At 71.0% G+C, this 24,689-nt stretch carries 23 protein-coding genes; 10 read left to right on the plus strand and 13 right to left on the minus strand.

Going from position 1 to position 24,689, the window contains the following annotated elements; all coding sequences use genetic code 11:
* Positions 1–2: 2 nt before the first annotated feature.
* The 4 genes from ACTMVF_RS25440 (at position 3) to ACTMVF_RS25455 (ending at position 2,997) form a co-directional block, all read left to right on the plus strand.
* The gene (locus ACTMVF_RS25440; RefSeq protein WP_441273426.1) at positions 3–632 is read left to right on the plus strand and encodes a hypothetical protein; all 630 of its coding nucleotides are present in this window, start codon (positions 3–5) and stop codon (positions 630–632) included.
* A gap of 160 nt (positions 633–792) precedes the next feature.
* Positions 793–1,509: a hypothetical protein gene (locus ACTMVF_RS25445; RefSeq protein ID WP_441273427.1), complete on the plus strand. Its 717-nt coding sequence runs from the start codon at positions 793–795 to the stop codon at positions 1,507–1,509.
* A gap of 589 nt (positions 1,510–2,098) precedes the next feature.
* The gene (locus tag ACTMVF_RS25450) at positions 2,099–2,530 is read left to right on the plus strand and encodes a RidA family protein (RefSeq protein ID WP_441273428.1); all 432 of its coding nucleotides are present in this window, start codon (positions 2,099–2,101) and stop codon (positions 2,528–2,530) included.
* Positions 2,527–2,997 (plus strand): GNAT family N-acetyltransferase, encoded by a 471-nt coding sequence (locus tag ACTMVF_RS25455; protein WP_441273429.1) that lies wholly within the window; start codon positions 2,527–2,529, stop codon positions 2,995–2,997. Before ACTMVF_RS25450 ends, ACTMVF_RS25455 begins: the two co-directional genes overlap by 4 nt.
* 7 nt (positions 2,998–3,004) lie before the next feature.
* On the opposite strand, the gene ACTMVF_RS25460 is transcribed toward ACTMVF_RS25455, so the two are convergent.
* Both ACTMVF_RS25460 and ACTMVF_RS25465 read right to left on the minus strand, forming a co-directional pair.
* Complete coding sequence (locus ACTMVF_RS25460) at positions 3,005–3,724, minus strand: aspartate/glutamate racemase family protein (protein WP_441273430.1); 720 nt, start codon at positions 3,722–3,724, stop codon at positions 3,005–3,007.
* A gap of 5 nt (positions 3,725–3,729) precedes the next feature.
* Positions 3,730–5,217, minus strand: a complete 1,488-nt coding sequence (locus tag ACTMVF_RS25465; RefSeq protein ID WP_441273431.1) for an NCS1 family nucleobase:cation symporter-1 — start codon at positions 5,215–5,217, stop codon at positions 3,730–3,732.
* Positions 5,218–5,399: 182 nt separating this feature from the next.
* Between ACTMVF_RS25465 and ACTMVF_RS25470 the strand changes: the two genes are divergently transcribed.
* Positions 5,400–6,074: a GntR family transcriptional regulator gene (locus tag ACTMVF_RS25470; protein WP_441273432.1), complete on the plus strand. Its 675-nt coding sequence runs from the start codon at positions 5,400–5,402 to the stop codon at positions 6,072–6,074.
* Between the two features lie 33 nt (positions 6,075–6,107).
* Here ACTMVF_RS25470 and ACTMVF_RS25475 read toward each other — a convergent pair whose 3' ends face one another.
* The gene (locus ACTMVF_RS25475) at positions 6,108–6,821 is read right to left on the minus strand and encodes a uracil-DNA glycosylase (RefSeq protein ID WP_441273433.1); all 714 of its coding nucleotides are present in this window, start codon (positions 6,819–6,821) and stop codon (positions 6,108–6,110) included.
* A 50-nt stretch (positions 6,822–6,871) separates the two neighbouring features.
* Between ACTMVF_RS25475 and ACTMVF_RS25480 the strand changes: the two genes are divergently transcribed.
* On the plus strand, positions 6,872–7,399 hold the full coding sequence (locus tag ACTMVF_RS25480) for an RNA-binding S4 domain-containing protein (protein WP_441273434.1): 528 nt from the start codon (positions 6,872–6,874) through the stop codon (positions 7,397–7,399).
* A gap of 106 nt (positions 7,400–7,505) precedes the next feature.
* On the opposite strand, the gene ACTMVF_RS25485 is transcribed toward ACTMVF_RS25480, so the two are convergent.
* Together ACTMVF_RS25485 and ACTMVF_RS25490 are read right to left on the minus strand one after the other, a co-directional pair.
* Complete coding sequence (locus tag ACTMVF_RS25485; RefSeq protein WP_441273435.1) at positions 7,506–7,934, minus strand: DoxX family protein; 429 nt, start codon at positions 7,932–7,934, stop codon at positions 7,506–7,508.
* An 89-nt stretch (positions 7,935–8,023) separates the two neighbouring features.
* Positions 8,024–8,935, minus strand: a complete 912-nt coding sequence (locus tag ACTMVF_RS25490; RefSeq protein WP_441273436.1) for an acyltransferase domain-containing protein — start codon at positions 8,933–8,935, stop codon at positions 8,024–8,026.
* A gap of 64 nt (positions 8,936–8,999) precedes the next feature.
* Between ACTMVF_RS25490 and ACTMVF_RS25495 the strand changes: the two genes are divergently transcribed.
* Positions 9,000–9,296 (plus strand): DUF6343 family protein, encoded by a 297-nt coding sequence (locus ACTMVF_RS25495; protein WP_441273600.1) that lies wholly within the window; start codon positions 9,000–9,002, stop codon positions 9,294–9,296.
* 34 nt (positions 9,297–9,330) lie between these two features.
* Here the strand turns inward: ACTMVF_RS25495 and ACTMVF_RS25500 are convergent, their stop codons facing one another.
* From ACTMVF_RS25500 to rpsA, 4 genes are all read right to left on the minus strand, one after another.
* On the minus strand, positions 9,331–9,711 hold the full coding sequence (locus ACTMVF_RS25500) for a tetratricopeptide repeat protein (RefSeq protein ID WP_441273437.1): 381 nt from the start codon (positions 9,709–9,711) through the stop codon (positions 9,331–9,333).
* A 71-nt stretch (positions 9,712–9,782) separates the two neighbouring features.
* Positions 9,783–10,397 carry a dephospho-CoA kinase gene (gene coaE, locus ACTMVF_RS25505; protein ID WP_403327050.1) on the minus strand — a complete coding sequence of 205 codons (615 nt, stop codon included), beginning with the start codon at positions 10,395–10,397 and terminating at the stop codon, positions 9,783–9,785.
* Between the two features lie 57 nt (positions 10,398–10,454).
* Complete coding sequence (locus tag ACTMVF_RS25510) at positions 10,455–11,393, minus strand: PAC2 family protein (protein WP_441273438.1); 939 nt, start codon at positions 11,391–11,393, stop codon at positions 10,455–10,457.
* A gap of 261 nt (positions 11,394–11,654) precedes the next feature.
* Complete coding sequence (gene rpsA, locus ACTMVF_RS25515) at positions 11,655–13,154, minus strand: 30S ribosomal protein S1 (protein ID WP_441273439.1); 1,500 nt, start codon at positions 13,152–13,154, stop codon at positions 11,655–11,657.
* 376 nt (positions 13,155–13,530) lie between these two features.
* Between rpsA and ACTMVF_RS25520 the strand changes: the two genes are divergently transcribed.
* A complete protein-coding gene (locus tag ACTMVF_RS25520) occupies positions 13,531–14,367 on the plus strand; it encodes a class I SAM-dependent methyltransferase (protein ID WP_441273601.1) in 837 nt (278 codons plus the stop codon).
* 4 nt (positions 14,368–14,371) lie between these two features.
* The gene (gene hrpB / locus ACTMVF_RS25525; protein WP_441273440.1) at positions 14,372–16,849 is read left to right on the plus strand and encodes an ATP-dependent helicase HrpB; all 2,478 of its coding nucleotides are present in this window, start codon (positions 14,372–14,374) and stop codon (positions 16,847–16,849) included.
* Here hrpB and ACTMVF_RS25530 read toward each other — a convergent pair.
* The 3 genes from ACTMVF_RS25530 to ACTMVF_RS25540 all read right to left on the minus strand — a co-directional run bounded on the left by ACTMVF_RS25530 (position 16,839) and on the right by ACTMVF_RS25540 (position 19,953).
* Positions 16,839–17,831 (minus strand): DUF3068 domain-containing protein, encoded by a 993-nt coding sequence (locus ACTMVF_RS25530; RefSeq protein ID WP_441273441.1) that lies wholly within the window; start codon positions 17,829–17,831, stop codon positions 16,839–16,841. The two genes, hrpB and ACTMVF_RS25530, sit on opposite strands and share 11 nt — an antisense overlap.
* 40 nt (positions 17,832–17,871) lie before the next feature.
* Positions 17,872–18,006: an SPW_0924 family protein gene (locus ACTMVF_RS25535; protein ID WP_441273442.1), complete on the minus strand. Its 135-nt coding sequence runs from the start codon at positions 18,004–18,006 to the stop codon at positions 17,872–17,874.
* Between the two features lie 204 nt (positions 18,007–18,210).
* The gene (locus ACTMVF_RS25540) at positions 18,211–19,953 is read right to left on the minus strand and encodes a lytic transglycosylase domain-containing protein (protein ID WP_441273443.1); all 1,743 of its coding nucleotides are present in this window, start codon (positions 19,951–19,953) and stop codon (positions 18,211–18,213) included.
* 346 nt (positions 19,954–20,299) lie between these two features.
* Here ACTMVF_RS25540 and ACTMVF_RS25545 point away from each other — a divergent pair, with 346 nt between their 5' ends.
* The gene (locus tag ACTMVF_RS25545; protein ID WP_441273444.1) at positions 20,300–21,166 is read left to right on the plus strand and encodes a DUF4184 family protein; all 867 of its coding nucleotides are present in this window, start codon (positions 20,300–20,302) and stop codon (positions 21,164–21,166) included.
* Positions 21,167–21,809: 643 nt separating this feature from the next.
* On the opposite strand, the gene polA is transcribed toward ACTMVF_RS25545, so the two are convergent.
* Entirely contained in the window at positions 21,810–24,536 is a 2,727-nt protein-coding gene (gene polA / locus ACTMVF_RS25550; RefSeq protein WP_441273445.1) for a DNA polymerase I, read from the minus strand.
* Between the last annotated feature and the right edge of the window lie 153 nt (positions 24,537–24,689).

Here is a 24,689-nt window from a genome sequence, read left to right on the forward strand (position 1 = left end):
TCATGGGACACAGGCAGCACAGGCGACGTCGAGCGAGCGGTCCGTCGCAGATCACGGCCAAGCTGACGATTCCGTTCGTCGGCGAGATATCCGGCATGTGGGAGCCGGCCGACGCGGAGCGCAGCGCGGCCTGGGAGCTGTACCTGGAACTGGTCACGCGCGTGTCGGTCGAGGAGCTCGACCCCGAGGAGGGCTTCCTGCGCGAGGCGCTCTCCTCCCTCTACACCTTCTTCAACACCACCCGCGAGATCCTCCGCCGCTACGGCCCCGACGTCGCCCCGCCCCTCGCCCCGGGCCACGTCAGCTTCGGCGTCCTCGCCGTCACCGTCCTCAACCGCGTGCTGCGTCCGCTCCTCGCCCAGTGGCATCCCCGCCTGACCGCGTACGAGTCCCAGCGGCCGGCGGGGCGCGATCCCGTGGTCTACGAACGCGAATGGGAGCACGCCGAGACCCTGCGCCGCGAGATCGCCGCCGTACGGGAGACGCTGGTGTCGCTGGCGCGCACCTTGCAGGAGGTGGCGAACGTCAGCGACCTGATCGACCTTCCGGCGCCACGGGCTCCGCGGTCGCCGCGCTCTCCCGAGGCGGGGGCGGATTGGGGTACCCCCCCCCGCAGGTCAGAGGGATCCTGACGGCCGGAGGGACTGAATCGAGCCGACGGTTCGTACGGGTTGCACGGGTTGCGTGAGCCACGCCGCGCCGTGGCGGTCGGGCGCCTTCGCCGGTGATTGTCAGTGGTGCGCGTTATCAATGGAGTCGTCACTCAGCGTAATGACGACGGGGGAAGCATTGATGACGACGCACGAGAAGATCCCAGAGAGCCAGAACCAAAGCCAGAGCCAGAACCGAAGCCAGAACCAAAGCCAGGAGCAGCCGCAGCCGCCCCGCACCCACCTCTCCGCCGCCGGCCTACGAGCTCGTGGATGGACCCCCGGCATGGTGCGTCAACTGCTCGGCGAACCCGACCTGCTGCGCGCCAACCCGCACTTCCGGGCCGCCCCACAGACCCGCCTCTACAGCATCGAGCGCGTGGAAGCCGCCGAGCGGAGCGAGGAGTTCCGGGCCGCTTCCGCGGTCGCCGCGCGCCGATCCGCTGCGGCACGGGCTGCCGCGCTGGGCAGGCGGCGGGAGGTGCTGGCGCGGATTGCCGCGGAGCCCATCGACGTGCCTCGGCTCGCTCCGGACAGGCTGGCGGCGCTGGCGGTCGAGCACCGCAATCGGCTGGACGAGGAGCGGGCGTTGTGGCGCTGGAGGCATGTGGCGACTCCCACCACGGTCGACGGTGCCGAGCCCTGCGCGCTCGACCGCTGGAAGGTCGACTACCTGCGCCACCGGCTGGCTCGCTACGACGAGATCCTCGACGAGCTGTACGGACGCACCGGACGCGCGGCCGCCGAGGAACTGCTGCGGCGTCGGATCTACGCGACCATCTCCAAGGCGTACCCGGACCTTGCACAGGAGTGCGAACGCCAGTTGCGTGAACGGAAGTGTGGTCCGTCGCCGGGATGACATCCCGCGGTGGGGCTCCCGAGACGGCGAGTCGACACGCGGTCGATGATCAAGTCGCCCGGGCACACGAACGCCTCGCGGCCCGCACCGAGGGCGCCCTCGGTGAGTGCGTCGACCGGATTCGCTCACCGTGTCGAGCGAGAAGCGGTGGCGGGTCCGACTGGGCTCGGACGGGCGGGAGTGCCGACGCGACGGCGGCTTTCGCAGGCGCTATTGGATTCGCTCCCCGGGAAGCCGTAGCGGGAGCGGGCCCGTGGGGACCATCGCAGTCGCCCCCACCATCCCGTCGCCCGTCGGCAAGGAGTCGCCTCCGCCGCACTGGACATGGTGTACGACGCCTGCCGTGCCGAAGGGCTGCACGGGTTCCGCCTGGACAAGCACTGGACCTGGTGGCCGGCGCCGACGGGGAGCCGCTTCTCGTCGCCGGGCACGACGGCGGGCGGTTGCGGCTGCGGGAGACCGAGCAGTACCGGCGCCCAGGAAGGCAGGACGGCAGGAAATTCGGATGCGGGCGTGGGCCAGGGCTCGGATGATCGGCGAGTTGTCCGCCGTACAGCTCAAGAACTCTCAGGCAGACCCAGGAGCTCCCATGATCCGTCGCATCACCGCCCCCACCCTCTTCCCACCCCCCACCTACTCCCACGCCTCCGTCGTCGAGGCCGGCACGAAGCTCGCCTTCCTCGCCGGTTCCGTGCCTCTCGACGCCGACGGGAAGCTCGTCGGCGAAGGAGACCCCGTACGACAGGCCGAGCAGGTGATCGCCAATCTGGAGGAGCAACTGCGCGCGGTCGGCAGTGACTTGGGGCATGTGCTGTCGAGCGATGTGTATGTGGTGAGCAGTGAGACGGCTGTGCTGTCGGCCGTCTGGGAGGTCGTGGAGGCGTCGGGACTGAGCGCCGGTCCTCACTCGTCGACGCTGCTGGGGGTCGCCTGTCTCGGATACACGGGGCAGTTGGTGGAGATCACGGCCACGGCCGTCGTTCCGGAGGGGACACAGTCACCGGAGGGGACACAGTCATGAGCCGTGTCGCCCTCCGCCGCGCCACCGCGACCGACGCCGGTGCCGCCGCCGACGTCTGGCTGCGGTCGTTCGCCGCCGCCCTGCCGACCGTCGTCCGGCCCCGCTCGGACGACGACGTGCGGACGTACTTCCGGGAGGTCGTGGTCCTGCTCCGGGAGACCTGGGTGGCCGAGGCCGCCGACCGCGTCGTCGGTCTCATGGTGCTCGACGGCGACCACCTCTCCCAGCTCTATCTCGACCCCGACTGGCGCGGCTGTGGCATCGGCGACCGCTTCGTGGACCTCGCCAAACAACGCAGACCGCACGGACTGACCCTGTGGACCTTCCAGGTCAACTGGCCCGCCCACCGGTTCTACGAGCGGCACGGCTTCGTCGCGGTCGAGTACACGGACGGCAGCGGGAACGAGGAGCAGGAGCCGGACGTGCGGTACGTCTGGCATCCCGGCGGGCGGCAGACGCAGGCGTAACGGCGGATCACTGCTGCGTCCGCCCCCACGCCCGCCGCTTCGGCAACGGCTTCGCATAGCTCCCGGCCCGGCTCGTCGTCAGCCCCAACGCGACCAGCGACTCGGCGAGTTTGACGGCCGCTCCCACCCCGTCGACCACCGGAACCCCCAGCTTCTCCCCCACGGTCCGCTGCAACCCGGTCATCCCGGCGCATCCCAGCACCAGGACCTCGGCACCCGCGTCCCGCGCGCGTTCGGCGGCTGCCAGAAAGGCGGACTCCGTGCGCTCGCCGTCCTCCAGCTCCAGCACCCCGAGCCCGGTGCCGATCACGGCGACGCAGTTGCGGCCCACCCCGGCGGTCTCGAGGCTGTCCTCGATCTGCCCGCACGACCGCTCCAGCGTGGTCACCACGCCGTACCGCCGCCCGAGCAGACAGGCCAGATGCGCGGCCGCCTCCGTGATGTCGACGACCGGTACGTCCACCAGTTCCCGGACGCCTTCTCGCCCGTGCTCCCCGAAGCCGGCCATGACGACCGCGTCGTACGCGGGACCCTCGTACGTCCGCAGCGCGTCCATGACCGCCGCCGCCGAGAGGTAGCTGTCGAGCCAGCCCTCCGCGGACTCGGGCCCCCAGGCGGGGGTCAGCCCGAGCACGGTGGTGCCCGGGCCTGCCGCGGCCCGGGCACCTCGTACGATCTCCTCGGTCATCTCCTGCGTGGTGTTGCAGTTGGTGACGACGATCCGCACGTCCGTCAGACCTCCTGCGTCCTGGACTCGGCGGCGTCGGTCCCGCCGGCGGACTCGGCGCGCTCATCGCGGCACAGCACCAGGTACAGCCCTGCCGCCATCGCCGTCCCGATGAACCACGAGTACGGCGCCACATCGCTGAACGTCTTCACCAGCGCCAGCACCGCCGCGACACCGGCCGCCGGCAGGAACGCCCACAGCGCCTTGGGGTTGACGCCCTTGCGGTAGTAGTAGCGCGAGCCCGGCTCGGCGGAGAACAGCTCGTCCACGTCCACGCGGCCGCGCTTGACCAGGTAGTAGTCGACCATGATCACGCCGAACAGCGGGCCCAGGAAGGCGCCCAGGCCGCCCAGGAAGTAGTTCACGACCGTCGGGTTCGAGAAGAGGTTCCAGGGGGTCACCACGAGCGCCGCCACGGTGCTGATCATGCCGCCGACCTTGAAGGTGATCTTCTGCGGCCAGACGTTGGCCAGGTCGTACGCCGGTGAGACGAAGTTGGCGACGATATTGACGCCCATGGTGGCGATGGCGAACGTCAGGGCGGCCAGGACCAGGATCCAGGTGTTGCCGACCTTGGCCACGAGCTCCGCCGGATCCGTGATGGCCTCGCCGAACACCTCCAGCGAACCGGCCGTGACGATCACCGAAACGACCACGAACGCCGTCGAGTTGATGGGCAGACCCCAGAAGTTGCCGCGCTTGACGGTCTTGTAGTCGGGCGAGAAGCGCGAGAAGTCGCAGAAGTTCAGCATCAGCGTGCCGTACGTGGCGAGGATCAGGCCGATCGCGCCGAACCACTGCCGCCACTGCTCACCGACGGAGACCGGGTGCGGGGTGCTCGTGAGCGAGATCGTCCAGCCCGCCTTGGCGAAGATCCAGACCGCCAGCGCGATCATCACCACCCAGATCGCCGGACCGCAGAAGTCCTGGAACTTCCGCACCGACTCCATGCCCTGGCTGATGATCAACGCCTGGATGAGCCAGAGGGAGAGGAAGGAGACCCAGCCGAGCGCGTGCAGGCCCAGGAAGGAGCTGTGCGTCCAGGACTCCAGGCCGGGCCAGGCCGCCAGCAGCATCACGTTCACGGCGACGGACGCGAGATAGGTCTGGATGCCGTACCACATGATGGCGATCACGGCCCTGATCAGCGCCGGGATGTTGGCACCCCAGACGCCGAAGCTGATGCGGCTGACCACGGGGAACGGGACGCCGTGGCGCTGGCCGATCTTCCCCATCCAGTTCATGCCGACGTAGATGAGCACGAAGCCGACGAGCAGGGAGGTGAAGACCTGCCACACGTTCATGCCGAGGACCAGCAGACCGGCCGCGAACGTGTAGTTGCCGAGGTTGTGGACATCGGACATCCACAGCGCGAAGAGGTCGAAGACCTTCCAGTTGCGCTTGCCGGCGGGCGCGAGGTCTTCGTTGGTGAGCCTGGGATCGGGGACGAACGCTGGTGTGCCGGTGACTTCGGTGCGGTCGGCGAGGGACACGGGGCCTCCAGGAGCCGGGGGACGGAGGACTGCTTATGGAGGGGACTGCTCGTAAGGGACTGCTCGCGGGGGGGTGTTTGGTATACCAAACTGCGGACATAGTCCTCCCGTCAACAGTTCCGACCGATGTCGCTCTTGTTAACGCTCCGTAAAACACACCCTGAGTCGGCCAAAATGGCCCCATGAGCTCCCCGACGAAGATCGAACCCCTCGGCGCGGTACGGGAACGCGTCCTGGCGACCCTGCGGCAGGACATCATCGTGGGTCGCCTCCGGCCCGGCGACCGGCTCGTCGAGCGGGAGCTGGCCGAGCGCCTCGGGGTCTCGCGCGTGCCGGTCCGCGAGGCGATCCGGGCCCTGGTCGCCGAGGGCTTCGTCCACTTCGAGTCGGCGCGCCGCACGGTCGTACGCCGGCTGACCCCGGCCGACGTCAAGGAACTCTTCGAACTGCGTGAGGCCTTGGAGGTGTACGCGGCGGGACTGGCCGCGTCCCGTGCGACACCGGAGGACCTCGCCGAGGTCGAGCGGCTCCTCGACCAGGCGGCCACCGCGACCGAGGCGGGCGACGCGGAGACCATCACGGACGTCAACAGCCGGCTGCACGACCGCATCGTGGCCATGGCGGACAACAAACTGCTCATCGAGGCCCTGGAGCCGGTCGCGGGCCGCCTGCGCTGGATGACCCGACGGAACGAGGAGTGGCCCCAACTCCTGGTGGAGCACCGGGAGTTGTACGAGGCGATCGCCTCCGGAGACCCGAACCGCGCCCGCGCGCACGCGCTCACCCACGTACAGACCAACTACCGCTCGACGGTACGGCAACTGTTCGGCGAGAAGGCGGCCGAGGACCTGCCCTAGGACCGGCCGGACAGGCCCTGGCGCACCCCGCGCCTACGGCGTCCCTGGCAGCCCCGCCGCCTCCGCCGCTGTACGCAGCACCTCCCGCAGCATCGCCGGTGTCAGCCTGCCGGTGAAGGTGTTGCGCTGGCTGACGTGGAAGCACCCGAAGAGTTCGAGGCCGTCGAGGCCGCCCACCCCGTCGAGCGCGACCCGCGCCCCATGTGTGAAGGCGGGGCGCGGCCGGGGCACGTTCCAACCCGCCTCCGCCAGCACGGGCAGCGTGGCCTGCCAGCCGAAGGCGCCGAGTACGACGACCGCCCGCACGGTCGGCCGCAGCAGCCTCAGCTCCTGCACGAGCCAGGCCCGGCAGGTCTCCCGCTCCCCCGGGGTGGGCTTGTTCGCGGGCGGGGCGCAGTGCACGGGGGCCGTGACGCGTACGCCGTACAGCTCCAGGCCGTCGTTGACGGCGACCGACGTGGGCTGCGAGGCGAGGCCGACGTCGTACAGCGCCTGGTACAGCACGTCCCCTGAGCGATCCCCGGTGAACATCCGGCCGGTGCGGTTGCCGCCGTGCGCCGCCGGGGCGAGCCCGACGATCAGCAGCCGGGCGTCCGGCGGCCCGAAGCCGGGCACCGGGCGGCCCCAGTACGTCTGGTCGGCGAAGGCGGCGCGCTTGGTGCGGGCCACCTCCTCCCGCCAGTCGACCAGCCGCGGGCAGGCCCGGCAGCCCGCGATCCGCCGGTCCAGATCAGCGAGGGCATCCACAGCTCCACCGTAAAGCCGTCCCGGCCCCGTACGGGGACTAAGGTCGAGGCATGGCTTCCGAGGACGACGAGGAGATCAGCGGCCGCACGGCCGACGGCCCGCCGGATGCGACGAACGCCGAGCCGGCCGTCGATGCGAAGATCGCCGCAGCCGTGGCCGCAGCCGAGGCCGCCGGCCCGGCCGGCGGCGAGCCCGTGCGGATCGACAGCTGGATCTGGGCCGTACGCCTGGTCAAGACCCGCTCCCTGGGCGCCGCCGCCTGCAAGGGCGGGCACGTGCGCGTGAACGGCCAGAACGTGAAACCCGCCCACTCGCTGCGCGTCGGCGACGAGGTGCGCCTGCGTCAGGAGAACCGGGAGCGGATCGTCATCGTCAAGCGGCTCATCCGCAAGCGGGTCGGCGCACCGGTGGCGGTCCAGTGCTACGTCGACAACTCGCCCCCTCCCCCGCCGCGCGAGGCCGTCGCCCCGGCCGGCATCCGCGACCGCGGCACGGGCCGGCCGACCAAGCGGGACCGGCGCGAGCTGGAACGGCTGCGCGGGCTCATGGGCGGACCGAAGCGTCCGGACGGCCGGTAGACCGTACGGCAGTGGCGTAGACCGTACGGCAGTGGCGTCCGGTAAGGCCTGGAAGGCCCACGCCGGACGCCACCGCCGCATTGGCCTCGCATGCCTCACGCACACGTCACGCCCGTCGTCGCAGCAGCAGCAGCTCCGCGTTGGAGTCGCGCCGCGCCCACGCGATCAGGGCGAACGGCACGATCAGGATGAGCGGTGTCGCGGCGTACTGCGCGTCGAAGGCGGCGATCTGGACGACGAACGCGCCCACCATCAGTGCGATGAACGCCATGGCGGCCACCGACTGGAGCACCGGGATCAACAGCGCGACGGCTCCGGCGAGTTCGAGGACACCGATGGTGTACATTCCCGCGCTGCCCCAGCCGAGTTCGTCGAACATGTCTGCCGCGGAGGAGTGCGCGATCAGCTTGGGCACGGCACTCGCGATGCCCATGAAGAGCGCGAGCAGCACCTGCAGGCCGCGCAGGGCGATACGGGCCCGGCGGCCGCGTGCGGTCGTGGACTCGGCGATGACGGAGGCAGTGGTCTCGGACATGGGGGGGGCTCCCGTGTGAAGCGGCCGGTTGTGCTGTCACAGAGGTAGACCGGGGCTCACCGCGGAACTCATCGCCGTACGAACGGAATTCATCCATCCCCGCCGAGCGGCAGCCACCCGTGCCCGATGTACCAGTGACCGCCCGCCCGCAGATGGTCCCCGACGGCCCGCTCCACGGCCGTGCGGCGCGGCAGGCTCTCCGCGGGCAACTCCGGGTCTCCGAAGACGAATCGGACCGGCTCGGCGTCGGCCGGCTCCATGTCCTCGCGGGCGACGCCGAAACGCTCCTGGAAACGGACGATGTTGGAGTCCCCGGGAAGGTATTTCCTGAGCTGCGTGTCCAGCAGCCAGGAGTGGCAGGTCACCGTCCGGTACCGCTCCTCGGGAAAGTGGCGGGCGAAGAACTCCCGGGCCAGGGCCAGGGACCGGTCCACGGCGGCCGGGGACAGCGGCCCGCAGAAGTCGGGGATGTGCAGGTTGAGGCAGAGCGAGTCCGGACCCACGTCGAGCCCGGCCGCCGCGAGCCGCGTCCCCGTCCGCTGCCCGAGCCGCGCCCGCTCGAACTGCAACCGCCCCAGCTGGTACAGCTCGCCGCGGAAGTGGTGGGTGAGCCACCGGGGAGCCTGCACGCCCGTCCGGCCGTGCCGCCTGCGGTGCGCGGCCATGTTCCGCCCGAGGTCGACGAGGGTGCGCCGGGAGACGTCGGCCGGGATGCCGCGCTCGCGGTGGTACGCGCGCGTGTACGGCAGCGCGGCGAGGAAGACGTACACGGGGAAGCAGCGCTGCAGGGCGCCCGAGGCCCAGTCGAGGTCGGGCAGGTCGACCGGTCGGCCGACCTCCCCCATCCCCTGGACGAGCTCGCCGACGGACCGCTCCAGAACCTGCCGCAGCTCGGGGTCGTCCGTGACCCGCCGGCCCATTCGTACGAGGTCGTTGATGTCCTCGTGGGGTACGCCGAGATCGAGCAGCGCTTCGGCCAGTTCATCGGTGTCCGGCAGCACAAGGCCCCCTGCGAGGAGTACGAGGCGTACGAGGAGTACGTTTCAAGGAGGAGTGGTGAGCCGGATGCGTACGGGCAGTGAGCCCACGACAGCGCGCAGTGCACTGCGGGCCCGCTTCTGGCTGTGCGTGTGGGGCCTGGTCTGGGCGGTCTTCGGCACCGCCGCGTTCGCGCTCGCCGGCCGTCCCGGCTGGGCGGCGGCCTGCGGGGTGCTGTGGCTGGTGATCACGATCGACATGGCCATGATCCTCAGGCACATCCGCCAGGGCCCGCACTACCAGCCGGGCCGCGACATTCCGCCGTACCGCCCGCCCGAGAACCGCCCCTACCGGCCGCCCCCGCCGGAGAACCGCCACCCCTAGGCGCGCCGGCCGACCCGCCACCCCCGGTCGCCGCTCACGCCTCGAACCGTGCCGCCTTGAGGTAATCGGGGTTCGGATCGAGCGCGGCCGCGAGCCGGAAGTGACGCTTGGCCTGGTCGGGCCGCCCCTGGCGCTCATATGTCCGGGCGAGCGCGAAGTGCGCGAACGCGTTGTCCGGCTCGCGCTCCAGGACGATGGTGAACTCCAGCTCCGCGGGCCGCAGTTGCGCGGCGGCGAAGAAGGCACGCGCGCGCAGCAGCCGGGCCGCGGTGTTCTCCGGGTGCATGGCGATGACCCCGTCGAGCAGCTTCACCGCACCCCGCGGGTCCCGCGCGGCGAGCAGTTGCTCGGCGGCACGGAAGTCGATGACATGCGTCTCCGGAGTACGTCCGGTCGAACCGCTGGTCTCGGGCACGGCAAAGTCCTTCCCTCGCTGGAGGACTTCAACGCGCGAACGACGTGCCCCTATTCCTGCGGGGACCGGGGCTACCGGCTCCCCTGTGCCCCGTGGGCCCGGCGCACCAGCTCGTCCCATACGTCCTTCACACGCCGCTGAAGCTCCTCCAGCGGTACGTCGTTGTCGATGACGATGTCCGCGATCTCCCGGCGCTTCTCCCGCGTCGCCTGCGCGGCCATACGCGCGCGTGCGTCCTCCTCGGTCATGCCGCGCAGCCGGACGAGCCTGTCGAGCTGCGTCTCGGGACCGGCGTCGACGACGACCACGACGTCGTACAGCGGCGCCAGACCGTTCTCCGTGAGGAGCGGGACGTCATGGACGACGACGGCGTCCTCGGCGGCGGCCTCTTCGAGTTCGCGGGAGCGGGCGCCGACGAGGGGGTGCACGATCGAGTTCAGTACGGCGAGCCGCTCGGGGTCGGCGAAGACGATCGAGCCCAGCTTGGGCCGGTCCAGGCTGCCGTCCTCGGTGAGCACCTCCTCGCCGAACGCCTCCACGACGGCGGCAAGCCCGGGCGTACCGGGCGCGACCACCTCGCGCGCGATACGGTCCGCGTCGATCAGCACGGCCCCGCACTCGACGAGCAGCCGCGACACCTCGCTCTTACCGGCTCCGATACCCCCGGTCAGGCCCACCTTCAGCATGACCGGAAGCCTAAACGCTCCGCTTGGGGAACGGTGCGGAAGGTGCAGGCCGGTCGATCAGTTCTCGCCCTCCCGCTCCGCCAGGAACCGCTCGAACTCCCGTCCGATCTCGTCGGCCGACGGGATGTCCACCGGCTCGGCGAGCATGTTGCCGCGGGTCTCGGCGCCGGCGATCGCGTCGTACTGGTGCTCCAGGCCCTCGACGAGGTTGGTGAGCTCCTCGTCGCCCTCGCGGATCTGGCGGTCGATCTCGTTCTGCGTGCGGTGGGCCTCCGTGCGCAGAGTGTGCGCGATGCCCGGCAGAACCAGACCGGTCGCGGCCGTGACGGCCTCCAGCACGGTCAGGGCCGCGTCCGGGTAGGCGGAACGGGCGATGTAGTGCGGGACGTGCGCGGCGACGCCGAGCACCTCGTGCCCGGCCTCCATGAGCCGGTACTCGATCAAGGCCTCGGCACTGCCGGGCACCTGCGCCTCGTCGAAGGGGCTGCGGTGGCCCGGGACGAGGTCGGTGCGGTTGCCGTGCGGGGTGACGCCGACCGGGCGCGTGTGCGGGACGCCCATGGGGATGCCGTGGAAGTTCACCGACAGGCGCACCCCGAGCCGCTCCACGATCTGCTGGACGGCCGCGGCGAAGCGCTCCCACTCCACGTCCGGCTCGGGCCCGGACAGCAGCAGGAAGGGCGCCCCGGTGGCGTCCTGGACGAGCCGCACCTCGATGGCGGGCACTTCGTACGCGGCCCAGCGGTCGCGCTTGAACGTCAGCAGCGGGCGGCGGGCGCGGTAGTCCACCAGCCGGTCGTGGTCGAACCGGGCGACGAGTTGGTGGGGCAGCGAGTCCAGGAGCCCGTCGACGATCTGGTCGCCGGTCTCACCCGCGTCGATGTATCCGTCGAAGTGGTAGAGCATGACAAGGCCGGCCGAGTCCTGGGCGAGCGCCATGTCGACGACAGCCAGGCCCTTCGGCTCCCATGCGTACAAACCCTGCGGATCAAGCACTGTGACCGCTCCTCCTTGTGTCCGTACGTCACAACGCCCTTACGGGCGTGGGCATTCCCGGAGGAGGGACCCATGATCTTGAGCATGGCGCGGACAACGCCCCCTAAGGGGCGCGGGGCTGTATCAATATGCGGCTCCGCCGCGTGGGCGCGACAAGCCCCCACCCGACCCGCGGCCAAAAGACGACCGCGAACGCCTGAGGGGCCGCACCTCGAAAGGTACGGCCCCTCAGTCAAGAGCTAGTGCTCAGTGAGCGTCAGCTCAGCTCTGACCTCCGGCCAGCTTCTCGCGCAGAGCGGCCAGCGCCTCGTCCGAGGCCAGCGCGCCGGAGTTGTCCGGGCCCTCGGAGGAGTACGAACCGCCACCGCCCGCAGCCGGAGCCGCACCCGCAGCGTCGCCGCCCTCGGCCGCAGCAGCGGCGTCGGCCTCGCGGGACTTGATGACCTGCTGCTGGTGCTGCTCGAAGCGGGTCTGCGCCTCGGCGTACTGGCGCTCCCACTCCTCGCGCTGCTTCTCGTAGCCCTCGAGCCAGTCGTTGGTCTCGGGGTCGAAGCCCTCGGGGTAGATGTAGTTGCCCTGGTCGTCGTACGACGCGGCCATGCCGTACAGGGTCGGGTCGAACTCGACCGAGGCCGGGTCGGCACCGAAGGACTCGTTGGCCTGCTTCAGCGAGAGGCTGATGCGACGACGCTCGAGGTCGATGTCGATGACCTTGACGAAGATCTCGTCGTTGACCTGGACAACCTGCTCCGGGATCTCCACGTGGCGCTCGGCCAGCTCGGAGATGTGGACCAGACCCTCGATGCCCTCGTCCACGCGGACGAACGCACCGAACGGAACCAGCTTCGTGACCTTGCCGGGCACGACCTGGCCGATCTGGTGGGTGCGGGCGAACTGCTGCCACGGGTCTTCCTGGGTCGCCTTCAGCGACAGGGAGACACGCTCGCGGTCCATGTCGACGTCGAGAACCTCGACGGTGACTTCCTGGCCGACCTCGACAACCTCGGACGGGTGGTCGATGTGCTTCCAGGACAGCTCGGAGACGTGGACCAGACCGTCGACGCCACCCAGGTCCACGAAGGCACCGAAGTTGACGATCGAGGAGACGACGCCGGAACGGACCTGACCCTTCTGGAGGGTGGTGAGGAACGTCTGGCGGACCTCGGACTGGGTCTGCTCCAGCCAGGCACGGCGGGACAGGACCACGTTGTTGCGGTTCTTGTCCAGCTCGATGATCTTCGCCTCGAGCTCCTTGCCCACGTAGGGCTGGAGGTCGCGAACGCGGCGCATCTCGACCAGGGAGGCCGGGAGGAAGCCACGGAGGCCGATGTCGAGGATGAGACCACCCTTGACGACCTCGATGACGGTACCGGTGACGATCCCGTCCTCTTCCTTGATCTTCTCGATGGTGCCCCAGGCACGCTCGTACTGGGCGCGCTTCTTCGAGAGGATCAGGCGGCCTTCCTTGTCCTCCTTCTGGAGAACAAGGGCTTCGATCTCGTCACCGACGGCGACGACCTCGTTGGGGTCGACGTCGTGCTTGATCGAGAGCTCACGGCTCGGGATAACGCCTTCGGTCTTGTAACCGATGTCGAGCAGGACCTCGTCCCGGTCGACCTTCACGATGACGCCGTCGACGATGTCGCCGTCGTTGAAGTACTTGATCGTCTCGTCGATCGCGGCGAGGAAGGCTTCCTCGTTACCGATGTCGTTGACCGCTACCTGCGGGGTGGTGGCGGTGGTCTCGGTGCTGCTCGTCATGTGGGAAAGGGCTCCGGTACGGACATTGAAGTCGTAGGTACTGCTACGCCGGGAGCCCGTATCGCTCTGAAGAAGCCGGACAGCCAAGGAAGCGCCTCACCAACGCTGGTGATGCGCCTCGACAACCGAGGGGACATACAACAGATGCGAGCGCAGCCTGCTACGTCTGAGGTGCGCAGGCCCGCAGCGCAACTTGTAGCATACGGGGGCAGCCGGGCAGGGTCAATGCGCGAAGCCGCACACCCGGGGCGGATCGCCGCATACCCGGCACAAAACCTGTCCCTTGAGGCCACGCAGGCCTTGGGAGGCCTCTTGTGTGACACCACCGGGAGGGGCCGCGCCATTCAGGTGACGGAAGAGTACGACGAGGGAGCCGATCATCCAAGAGCCCGTATCGCCCGAGATCGCGTCCGACGCCTCCGTCGAACCGGAGGCCACCCGGCGCGACGCCGGTGTCGCGGAGAGCTCCCGCGCCAACCGGGGCTGGTGGGACCGCAACGCCGACGAGTACCAGATCGAGCACGGCACGTTCCTCGGCGACGACCGCTTCGTGTGGGGCCCCGAGGGCCTGGACGAGGTGGAGGCCGAGCTGCTCGGCCCGCCGGAGGACCTCAAGGGCAAGGACGTCCTGGAGATCGGCGCCGGAGCGGCCCAGTGCTCGCGCTGGCTGGCCGCCCAGGGGGCCCGCCCGGTCGCCCTGGACCTCTCCCACCGCCAGTTGCAGCACGCCCTGCGCATCGGCGGCGCGTTCCCCCTGGTCTGCGCCGACGCGGGCGCCCTTCCCTTCGCCGACGGCTCCTTCGACCTGGCCTGCTCGGCGTACGGGGCGCTGCCCTTCGTCGCCGACCCGGTGCTCGTGCTGCGGGAGGTGCGGCGGGTACTGCGGCCGGGCGGACGCTTCGTCTTCTCCGTCACCCACCCCATCCGCTGGGCCTTCCCCGACGAGCCGGGTCCCGAGGGCCTGTCCGTCGCCGCGTCCTACTTCGACCGCACGCCGTACGTGGAGCAGGACGACGAGGGCCGAGCGGTGTACGTCGAGCATCACCGCACGGTCGGCGACCGGGTGCGGGACGTCGTGGCGGCGGACTTCCGGCTGGTGGACCTGGTGGAGCCGGAGTGGCCGGCCTGGAACTCCTCGGAGTGGGGCGGCTGGTCGCCGCTGCGCGGGAACCTGATCCCGGGGACGGCGATCTTCGTGTGCGTACGAGACTGAGAGCGTGATCCGTTACGACGCCCTGGACGCGCTGCCCGTACGCGGTGCCCTGCCCGGCCTGACCGACGCGCTGGACGCGCACGGCACCGCGGTGCTCGTCGCGCCGCCCGGCACCGGCAAGACGACTCTGGTGCCGCTGGCCCTGGCGGGGCTCCTCGGCGAGGGACCGGCGCGGCGGGTCGTCGTCGCCGAGCCGCGGCGGATCGCGGCCCGGGCCGCCGCGCGGCGGATGGCGTGGCTGCTGGGCGAGAAGGTCGGCGAGAGCGTCGGGTACACCGTGCGCGGGGAGCGGGTCGTCGGGCGGCACGCGCGCGTGGAGGTCGTCACGACCGGTGTGCTGCTCCAGCGGTTGCAGCGCGACCAGGAGCTGGCGGGCGTGGACGTGGTGGTGCTCGACGAGTGCCACGAGCGGCATCTGGACGCGGACACGGTGGCGGCGTTCCTGTGGGACGTACGGCAGACCCTGCGGCCGGAGCTGCGGCTGCTGGCCGCGTCGGCGACGACGGACGCGCAGGGATGGGCGCGGCTGCTGGGTGACGCGCCCGTGGTCGAGGCCGAGGGGGCGTCGCATCCGGTGGAGGTGGTCTGGGCGCCGCCGACGAGTCCCGTACGGCCGCCGCACGGCATGCGGGTCGACCCGGCGCTGCTGACGCACGTGGCGTCGCTGGTGCGGCGGGCGCTCGCCGAGCGGGCCGGGGATGTGCTGTGTTTCCTGCCGGGTGTGGGCGAGATCGCGCGGGTGGCTGGGCAGCTGGGAGCGCTCGGGGACATCGAGGTGCTCCAGGTGCACGGGCGGGCTCCGGCGGCCGTGCAGGACGCCGTGCTGGCGGGCGGGGAGCGGCGCCGGGTGGTGCTGGCGACGTCCGTTGCGGAGTCGTCGCTGACGGTTCCTGGTGTGCGGGTCGTCGTGGACTCGGGGCTGGCGCGGGAGCCGCGTGTGGACCACGCGCGCGGGCTGAGCGCCCTGACGACGGTACGGGCCTCGCAGGCGGCCGGGCGGCAGCGGGCGGGGCGGGCCGGGCGTGAGGCGCCGGGAGCGGTGTACCGCTGCTGGGCGGAGGCCGAGGACGCGCGGCTGCCGCGGTTCCCGTCGCCGGAGATCAAGGTGGCCGACCTGACGGCGTTCGCGTTGCAGGCGGCGTGCTGGGGTGATCCGGAGGCCGCGGGGCTGGCGTTGCTGGATCCGCCGCCGGGTGGGGCGATGGCGGCGGCGAGAAGCGTACTGACGGCCATCGGGGCGGTGGACCGCGACGGGCGCGCCACGGCTCGGGGCACTGAGCTGGCCCGGCTGGGGCTGCATCCCCGCTTGGGGAGGGCACTGCTGGACACACCCGGTGCCGGTGCCGAGGTGGTCGCCCTGCTGAGCGAGGAGGCCCCGAGGGAGTACGGGGACGATCTGGCTGCCGCTCTGCGCGCGGCTCGGCGAGGCGGTGACGCCTATGCGGGGCGGTGGCGTACGGAGGTGCGGCGGTTGCAGGCGGGCAGCGGCAGCGCGTCGGCGCACCGCGCGGACGACCGCACCGCGGGCCTCGTCGCCGCCCTCGCCTTCCCCGAGCGCGTCGCAAGAGCCGAGGGCGGTTCCTACCTCATGGTCTCCGGCACGCGCGCCGAACTCGCTGACGGCAGCCCCCTGCGCGGTGCCCCGTGGATCGCCGTGGCCGTCGCGGACCGGCCCGTCGGCAAGGGGCACGCACGCGTGCAGCTCGCCGCCGCGGTGGACGAGGACTTGGCCCGGTCGGCGGCGGCCACGCTGTACTCCGCGAGCCAGGAGGTCCACTGGGCCGACGGGGACGTCGTCGCCCGGCGGGTCGAGCGGCTCGGGGCGATCGAGCTCGCGCAGCGGCCCTTGGCGGACGCCGATCCCGTACTCGTACGCGAGGCGCTGCTCGAAGGTCTACGGCAGGAAGGGCTCGGCCTGTTGCGCTGGTCCCCCGACGCCGACGTGCTGCGGCAGCGGCTCGCCTTTCTGTATCGGCATCTCGGTGCGCCCTGGCCCGACGTCTGCGACGACGCGCTGCACGCGCGCGTGGACGAGTGGTTGGAGCCCGAGCTGAGCCGGGCCCGGCGGCGGGCCGACCTGGCGCGGATCGACGCGGGGGCGGCGCTGGCGCGGCTGCTGCCGTGGGCCTCCGGGGAGGCCGGGCGGCTCGACGAGCTGGCGCCGGAGCGGATCGCCGTACCCAGTGGGTCCAGGATCCGGATCGACTACGGCAATCCCGAACAGCCGGTCCTGGCCGTGAAGTTGCAGGAGATGTTCGGGCTGCACGAGTCGCCCTCCGTGGCCGGGGTGCCGCTGCTGGTCCATCTGCTCTCCCCCGCCGGGCGTCCCGCGGCCGTCACCGCCGACCTCGCCTCCTTCTGGAAGGACGGCTACAAGGGCGTACGGGCGGAGCTGCGCGGCCGCTATCCGAAGCATCCGTGGCCCGAGGACCCCGCCGGCGCCGAGCCGACCCGGCACACCAACGCCCGGCTCAGGCGCTGACCGGTTCCGGGTCGGCGTTCCTCGTCGGCTCCGGGTCGCCGGGGCGGCGGCCGCGCGCCTCCAGGTAGAGGGAGAGCGACAGGAGCAGCAGTCCCAGGATCAGGAAGCCCCAGGGGAGATACGACGTCATCAGCAGGACCAGCGTGCGGTTGGACTTGACCAGGTCCACCGTGGAGTCGATGTAGTCCTCGCGCATCTTCACGTGACCCGCGAACGCCGTCACCTTCTCGCGGCCGCCGAGCAGGGTGCCGCCGCGCAGTTCCTCCTTGTGGATCTCCTCGCCGTAGACGGGGGCGCCGGTGAGGGGTTCGACCCAGAACTTGCGGACCGTGGTGTACCAGCGGGTCGTGCCGGTCCTGGCCACCGACTCCGGGGTGATGCCCTTGACCGGCATGGTCCTGGGGAACTTCACCTTGGTCCACGGGATGGTCTGCTCGAAGTAGTAGACCTCGACGCCACGGAAGTTCTGCGTCCCCTTGTAGTGGATGGGGGCCGTCACCCGCGCCTGTGCGTCGAAGTACTCGTAGTCCCGCTTCTCCGTCAGGAAGGGCCACTTGAACTCGATGCCCTGCCGTTTCACCGGGTCACCGTCGACCATCTCTCCGGTGGCGTGGACGGGTTCCTGGGTGTGGGCGTCGAAGATGTAGCGCTCGGGGATCTTGGAGACCATCTTGCCGTCGGGGCCGACGACATAGGACAGGCCGTCCCAGACGACGACGTCCTTCCCGGCCGTTGCCTCGATCTTCTCCGAGGCTTCGACGTTGCCCTTGAGCGTCTGCACGATGGTCACCTTGGAGACCTTGCGGGCCTTCATCGTGCCGTAGTCGAGGAGGGTCGCGTCCTTCGCCTCCAGGACCATGTCCTGGTACTGGTTCGCCGGGATCTTGGCCAGGCGGGGGAAGGCGTACCAGCGCACCAGCGGGGACAGCGCCGCGAAGAACACGGCGAGGGCGAGCAGGATCAGGCCGGCCTTGCGGCGCATCTCGGCCTCCCTCCCGGACGGGCGTTACACGGACGGGCGGTTACGGGTGTGCGGGGACCGTCGTCAGCAGCGGCTTCGGCGACGTCTCGCCGGTCGGTGCGCCCATGGCCGTGATCGCGAGGACCAGGGCGAGCGCGACGGTGAGACCGGTCGCGGCGGCGATCAGGGCGCGCATACGGGCCTCCCGGAACCCCGGTGCGGGATGTATCTGATACATCGTCAGGTTCGGCACCGTAGCAACGGGCGGGCGAGATGAGAACACGTTGCACAGCGAACGAGTTGTGCGGACGGCCGCGGGCGGCCGTGGACGGCCGTGGACGGACGAAGGGCGCCCTGTCCGCCGTAGCGGAAGAGCGCCCTTCGTCGGGTCGTGCGGTGTTTACGCGGTCGGGCTCGCCGACGCCGACGGGGAGCCGGACGTCGACTCCGAGGGGGTCGGGGAGGGCGATGTCTCGGCCGCCGCCACCTTCAGCTCGACGGTCAGGGTCGCGCCGCCCGCGGTGTTGATGCGGAGCAGGAACGTGCCGGTGGTGTCGTCGGCGTACAGCTTCGGCAGCTTGAGCAGGCCGTTCGCGTCCGTCGTCAGGCCGGTCAGGGTGCGTACGGTCTTGCCGTCGGCGTCCTTGAAGTAAGGGCCCTTGTCGTTCTCGGTCGGGTCGTCGGCCGACTTGATGAGCGTGGCGGTGGCCGCGACCTTGTCCGCCACGGCACCCTTGTAGGTCGCCTTCACCTCGACCTGGTCGGCGAACTCGCCGCCAGGGGTGCAGGTCAGCGCGGTGTCGCTGGTGCGGGTCAGGGTGTCGGCGGCGCGCTCGGTGACGGTGGCCGTGTAGTCCAGGCCGGGGATCGAACGGCCGACGACGGTGGCGCGGACGACGAACTCGCCCGTGTCCTCGCCCGCCTTGAGTGCCGGCGCGACCGCTTCACCGGCGCTGTTGGTCACGACGGCCGCGTACTTCTCGCCGCCGGTGAAGGTGGCGTCGGTCCGGCCGACGATCGTGAAACGGATCCGGACCTTGGCGACGCCCTTGCCGGCCTCGGTCTCGGCGCGGGCACTGATCTTCTCGGTGAAGGTGTCGCCCGCCATCGCGGTGAGCTTCGCGGTGCCCGCGTCCTGAAGGTGGTCCACCGTGTCGGTGGGGGTGGGAGGCGTCGTGCTCGGCGGGGTGGTGCTCGGCGGCGGGGTCGGCTTCGGGCTCGTGGAGCCGCCGTTGCCGCCGGGCTTGACGGGAGGGCTGGGCGTCGTCGGCGTCCTGGGCGGTGTGGGCGACGGCGAGGGGCCGGCTCCGGCGTTGTCGTCGCTGCGGTCGGCCGGGAGGGCGCCGGTGCCGTCCGGGATCTCGTGCGTGCCCTTGCGGTAGTACTCCAGCCACTTCAGGACCAGGTTCAGATAGTCCTGCGAGTTGTTGTAGCTGAGGATCGCGCTGCTGAGGTCGCTCTGGGTGGACAGGTCCCAGCCGAAGCGGCACAGGTAGTGGCCGGCGGCCAGCGCGGCGTCGTAGACGTTGTTGGGGTCCTTCTTGCCGTCGCCGTTGCCGTCGCGGCCGGCCCACTCCCAGGTGGAGGGGATGAACTGCATGGGGCCGACGGCACGGTCGTACGAGGCGTCCCCGTCGTAGGCGCCGTTGTCGGTGTCGCTGATGTTCGCGAAGCCGTTGCCGTTGAGCTGCGGGCCGAGGATCGGGGTGATCGTGGTGCCGTCCGCGGTGACGCGGCCGCCGCGGGCCTGGCCCGACTCGACCTTGCCGATGGCGGCCAGCAGTTGCCATTCCAGGTTGCAGCCGGGCTTGGCGTCCTGGAGCGCGGTCGCGGCCTTCTTGTAGGCGTCGAGGACGGTCGCGGGGATGCCCGCCTCGGAGGCGCCCGGGGTGACGGGGGTGCTGGGCGAGGGCGAGGGATTGGGGCTGTTGAGCGGCGGCAGGTCCGTGTAGTACGGCGAGTTGCCGGTCGCGCTGTCCTCGGCGGGCGTGTCCGCCGAGGGCTGGGTTCCGGTGGTGACCCTTCTGCCGGCGTCGTCGGTCGTCACTCCGGGAGCCTGGGACGCGGCCAGTGCCGCGACCACGACCGCGGCCACCGTGGTGTTCACCGCCCCCTTGCGCAGCCTGCCGAATTCCGCCGCCATAGAGCGAACCCCTCCCGTGGACGCCCGAGCGCCCGTCTCTGTCTGCCGGGCCCGCCATGCCGGGCCCGCCCCTGTTGTGACGATCGACTCGCCGCGACAGTTGCCCCCGCGGCGCGATTTCATGCGCCGTTCGCGCGTTCGACCGCACGCCCCGGCACGGTGACCCAGGCGACCCTACGACAACTTCCTTTGCACGGGGACCCGTTGGCGCCCGATTTTTACCAGTTGGGCGCCTGCGGTCCGTCTGGCGGACGTCCCGCATACTGGCCGTCGTACGTCCCCGACACCGGCTTCGCCGACGACCGGGGCGGACCTGCCCCGTCAACCTCCCATGCAAGGAGCCCCGTTGCCGTTCACGCTGAGCCATGCGGCGGCCGTACTGCCCGCCGTACGCACCGACGGAACCGGCCGCGCCGCGCTCGTACCGGCCATGTTGGTGGCGGGCTCCTTCTCGCCCGACATGACCTATTACGCGGCGAGTGTCCTGTCCGGGGCGATGGAGTTCGGCGATGTCACGCACTCGTTCGCAGGCGTGTTCACCATCGACGTGGTGATCGCCTGGGCGCTGGTGGGCCTGTGGCTGCTGCTGCGCGAGCCGCTGGTGGCGTTGCTGCCGATGCGGCGACAGGCGCGGGTGGCCACGCTGTTGCGCTGCGGGGCGCCACGCGCGCGGGTAGGGCCGTCGCTGGCGCTGCGCTGGTATGTCTCGGCCGCGCTCGGTGCGCTGACGCATGTCGTGTGGGATGCGTTCACGCATCTCGACCGCTGGGGGATGCGGCTGTTTCCCGTCCTGGGTGAGGAGATCGCGGGCTCGCCGCTGTACTGGTATCTGCAGTACGGCGGTTCGGCTCTCGCCGCGGTCGTCATCGCCGCGTTCGTGTTCGTGGCGCTACGGCGGACGCCCGCGGCCGCGCCGGTCGGGGTGCCGGTGCTTTCGGTACGGGACCGGTGGCTGGCCGGCGCGGTGATCGGCGGGATCGCCGCGGTGGCCGCTTTGCAGCGGGCGTCGCGCTGGTGGGCCTATTGGGGCTCGACCGCGAAGTACTGGGAGCTGATTCCGACGGTGTGCTTCGGCGCGGGCGCCGGGCTCGCCCTGGGGCTGCTGCTGTACGCCGCGGGCGTCAGGGTGTGGCGTCCGGTCCCGGGCCCTGGCCCTGGCAGCGCGGGTGCGGGTGAGGCCGGTAAGGAGCCGAGCCGTCCGGTGGCTCGGTGAGGGAGCCGACGGGGGCGACGAACACGGTGACGGTTCCTGCGGGGCGGGACCGTGGGAGCAGCGTGACGGCGAGGGCCAGGTAGCTGCGGGTGAGCTCGGCCCATCCTTGTGCCCGGTGGGCCAGGCTGCGGCGGGCGATCGTCGCCGTGTTCCGCAGGGTGCCCATCAGGTCGGCGGGGATGCGGGCGGTGCTTGCGCCGGGGGCGAAGGGTGGGAGCGACGGGTGCGCTTCGGACGGGGCCTTCTCGGCGTTCGCTTGCGCCGGTGCCGGGGATGGCCGGCGGTGGAGCGTGCGTATACCCATGTCCGCATCCTTACGGGCGGCGGGTGTGGGGGGCGCTTTTGCGGGGGCCACGCGAGTGACGGGTCCCTCCGGGGGTGGGGCGGGGCCGGGGCCGCTGCGGGTGCCGGATTGCGGTGGATTTCGGGGCTGCGGGTCGGGGTGAGTGCCTGAGCGTCTGCCTGGTTGCGGTGGTTTTGGAGGTGCGGGTTCGTTGTGGCTGGTCGCGCAGTTCCCCGCGCCCTTGACGGGACGCGGCAGTACCGCCGGCTATGGGCTGAACCGACGGAACGGCGGAGCTGCCACCGGGCCGGGCCGGTCCGAGGACTGGCCCGGCATCGAGACGTGGCTCTGCCGTCGGAGCTAGTGGGCTGCTGACTCCCAGTCGGGGCCCACGCCTACCGAGACGCCCAGGGGGACGTTGAGGTGGACGGCGTTGGACATTTCGCGGCGGACCAGTTCTTCCGCGGCCTCGCGTTCGCCGGGGGCGATTTCCAGGACGATTTCGTCGTGGACCTGGAGGAGCATGCGGGAGGTGAGGTTCGCCTCGCGCAGGGCCCGGTCCACGTTGAGCATGGCGATCTTGACGATGTCCGCCGCCGTGCCCTGGATGGGGGCGTTGAGGGCCATGCGCTCGGCCGCCTCGCGGCGCTGGCGGTTGTCGCTGTTGAGGTCGGGGAGGTAGCGGCGGCGGCCGAAGAGCGTCGCCGTGTACCCCGTCGCCCGGGCCTCGTCGACCGCGCGGCGCAGATAGTCCCGTACACCGCCGAAGCGCTCGAAGTAGGCGTCCATCAGCGCGCGGGCCTCACCCGCGTCGATGTTCAGCTGCTGGGAGAGGCCGAAGGCCGACAGGCCGTAGGCGAGGCCGTACGACATCGCCTTGATCTTGCGGCGCATCTCCGCGTCCACCGCGGCCGGTTCCACCGCGAACACCTGCGAGGCGGCCGTGGTGTGCAGGTCCTCGCCCGAGGTGAACGCCTCGATCAGGCCCTCGTCCTCGGACAGGTGGGCCATCACGCGCAGTTCGATCTGGCTGTAGTCCGCGGTCATCAGGGACTCGAAGCCCTCGCCGACCACGAAGCCCCGGCGGATCGCCCGGCCCTCGTCCGTGCGGACCGGGATGTTCTGCAGGTTCGGGTCCGTGGAGGAGAGGCGGCCGGTCGCCGCGACCGTCTGGTTGAACGTCGTGTGGATACGGCCGTCCGTCGCGATGGTCTTGATCAGGCCCTCGACGGTGACGCGGAGCTTCGCCTGCTCGCGGTGGCGGAGCATGATGACCGGCAGTTCGTTGTCGGTCTGGGTGGCGAGCCAGGCCAGGGCGTCGGCGTCCGTGGTGTAGCCCGTCTTCGTCTTCTTCGTCCTGGGCAGGGCGAGCTCGCCGAAGAGGACCTCCTGGAGCTGCTTGGGCGAGCCCAGGTTGAACTCGTGCCCGGCCGCTGCGTGCGCCTCCTTCACGGCCTGCTGCACGGCCCCGGCGAACATCTGCTCCATGGCCTCCAGGTGGGCCCGGTCGGCCGCGATGCCGTGTCGCTCCATGCGGGCCAGCAGGATGGAGGTCGGCAGCTCCATGTCACGCAGGAGGTCCGCCGCGCCGACCTCCTGGAGCTTGCCCTCGAAGGCTTCGCCCAGGTCGAGGACGGCACGGGCCTGGATCATCAGCGCCTCGGCCTCGGCGCCGTCGTCCGCACCGAAGGCCAGCTGGCCGTCGGCCGCGGCGGCGGGGGCCAGCTCGCGGTGGAGGTACTCCAGGGACAGCGCGTCCAGGTCGAAGGAGCGGCGGCCCGGCTTGACCAGGTAGGCGGCGAGCGCGGTGTCCATGCGCACGCCGGCGATGCTCCAGCCGTGCTCGGCGAAGACCCGCATCGCGCCCTTGGCGTTGTGGAAGACCTTCGGCTTGTCGGCGTCGGCCAGCCAGGCCGCGAACGCCTTCTCGTCGGACTCGTCCAGCTCCGCCGGGTCGAACCAGCCGGCCGCGCCGTCGCCGGCCGCGAGCGCGACCTCGGCGACCGAGCCGGTGCCCAGCGCCCAGGTGTCGACGGTGGCCACACCGAGCAGCTCGCCGCCGTGCTCCGCCAGCCAGGGGGCCAGCTCGCTGGTGCCGAGCACCGAGCCGTCCAGCTCCACGCCATCGGTGGAGATCGGCGTGGTCTCGGCCTCCTCGGCTCCGGGGTCGACACCGAAGAGCCGCTCGCGCAGGGAGGGGTTACGGATCTCCAGGGTGTCCAGGATCATCGCGACGGCCTTGCGGTCGTACGGCACGCGCGCGACGTCGGCGACGGTCTTGGGCAGCTCGACGCCCCGCTCCAGCTCGGTCAGCCGACGGTTGAGCTTGACGGCCTCCAGGTGGTCGCGGAGGTTCTGGCCGGCCTTGCCCTTGACCTCCTCGACCCGCTCGACCAGCTCGGCGAACGAGCCGAACTGGTTGATCCACTTCGCAGCGGTCTTCTCGCCGACGCCAGGGATGCCCGGCAGGTTGTCGGACGGGTCGCCGCGCAGGGCTGCGAAGTCGGGGTACTGGGCGGGCGTCAATCCGTACTTCTCGAAGACCTTCTCCGGGGTGAAGCGGGTCAGCTCGGAGACGCCCTTCGTCGGATACAGCACCGTGGTGTGCTCGCTGACCAGCTGGAAGGAGTCACGGTCGCCGGTGACGATCAGCACCTCGAAGCCGTCGGCCTCGGCCTGGGTGGCGAGGGTGGCGATCACGTCGTCGGCCTCGAAGCCGTCGATCGCGAACCGGGAGACGTGCATCGCGTCGAGCAGCTCGCCGATCAGCTCGACCTGGCCCTTGAACTCGTCCGGGGTCTTGGAGCGGTTCGCCTTGTACTCCGTGAACTCCGCGGAGCGCCAGGTCTTGCGGGACACGTCGAAGGCCACGGCGAAGTGGGTGGGCGCCTCGTCGCGCAGCGTGTTGGCCAGCATCGACGCGAAGCCGTAGATCGCGTTCGTCGGCTGGCCCGTCGCGGTCGTGAAGTTCTCCGCGGGCAGCGCGAAGAACGCGCGGTAGGCCAGCGAGTGCCCATCCATGAGCATCAGGCGGGGCCGGCTGCCCCTGGGGTCGTTTTCGGTCTGCTTCGATGCTGTCTCTGCCACGCCCCCGATCCTGCCACGCCCCACTGACAGTCGGTCCCCACCGGGGGTCCCGGCCGGTCCGGCAGAGCCGGGCTCCGATGTTGTGTCGATCTCCGTCGCGAGGGCGAGGATGCGCCGGGGGGAGAGTGCGGTGGGGTGGAGCAGCAGTGCCGG

It is taken from the genome of Streptomyces sp. SD31 (genome assembly GCF_052068475.1).
GTDB lineage: Bacteria > Actinomycetota > Actinomycetes > Streptomycetales > Streptomycetaceae > Streptomyces.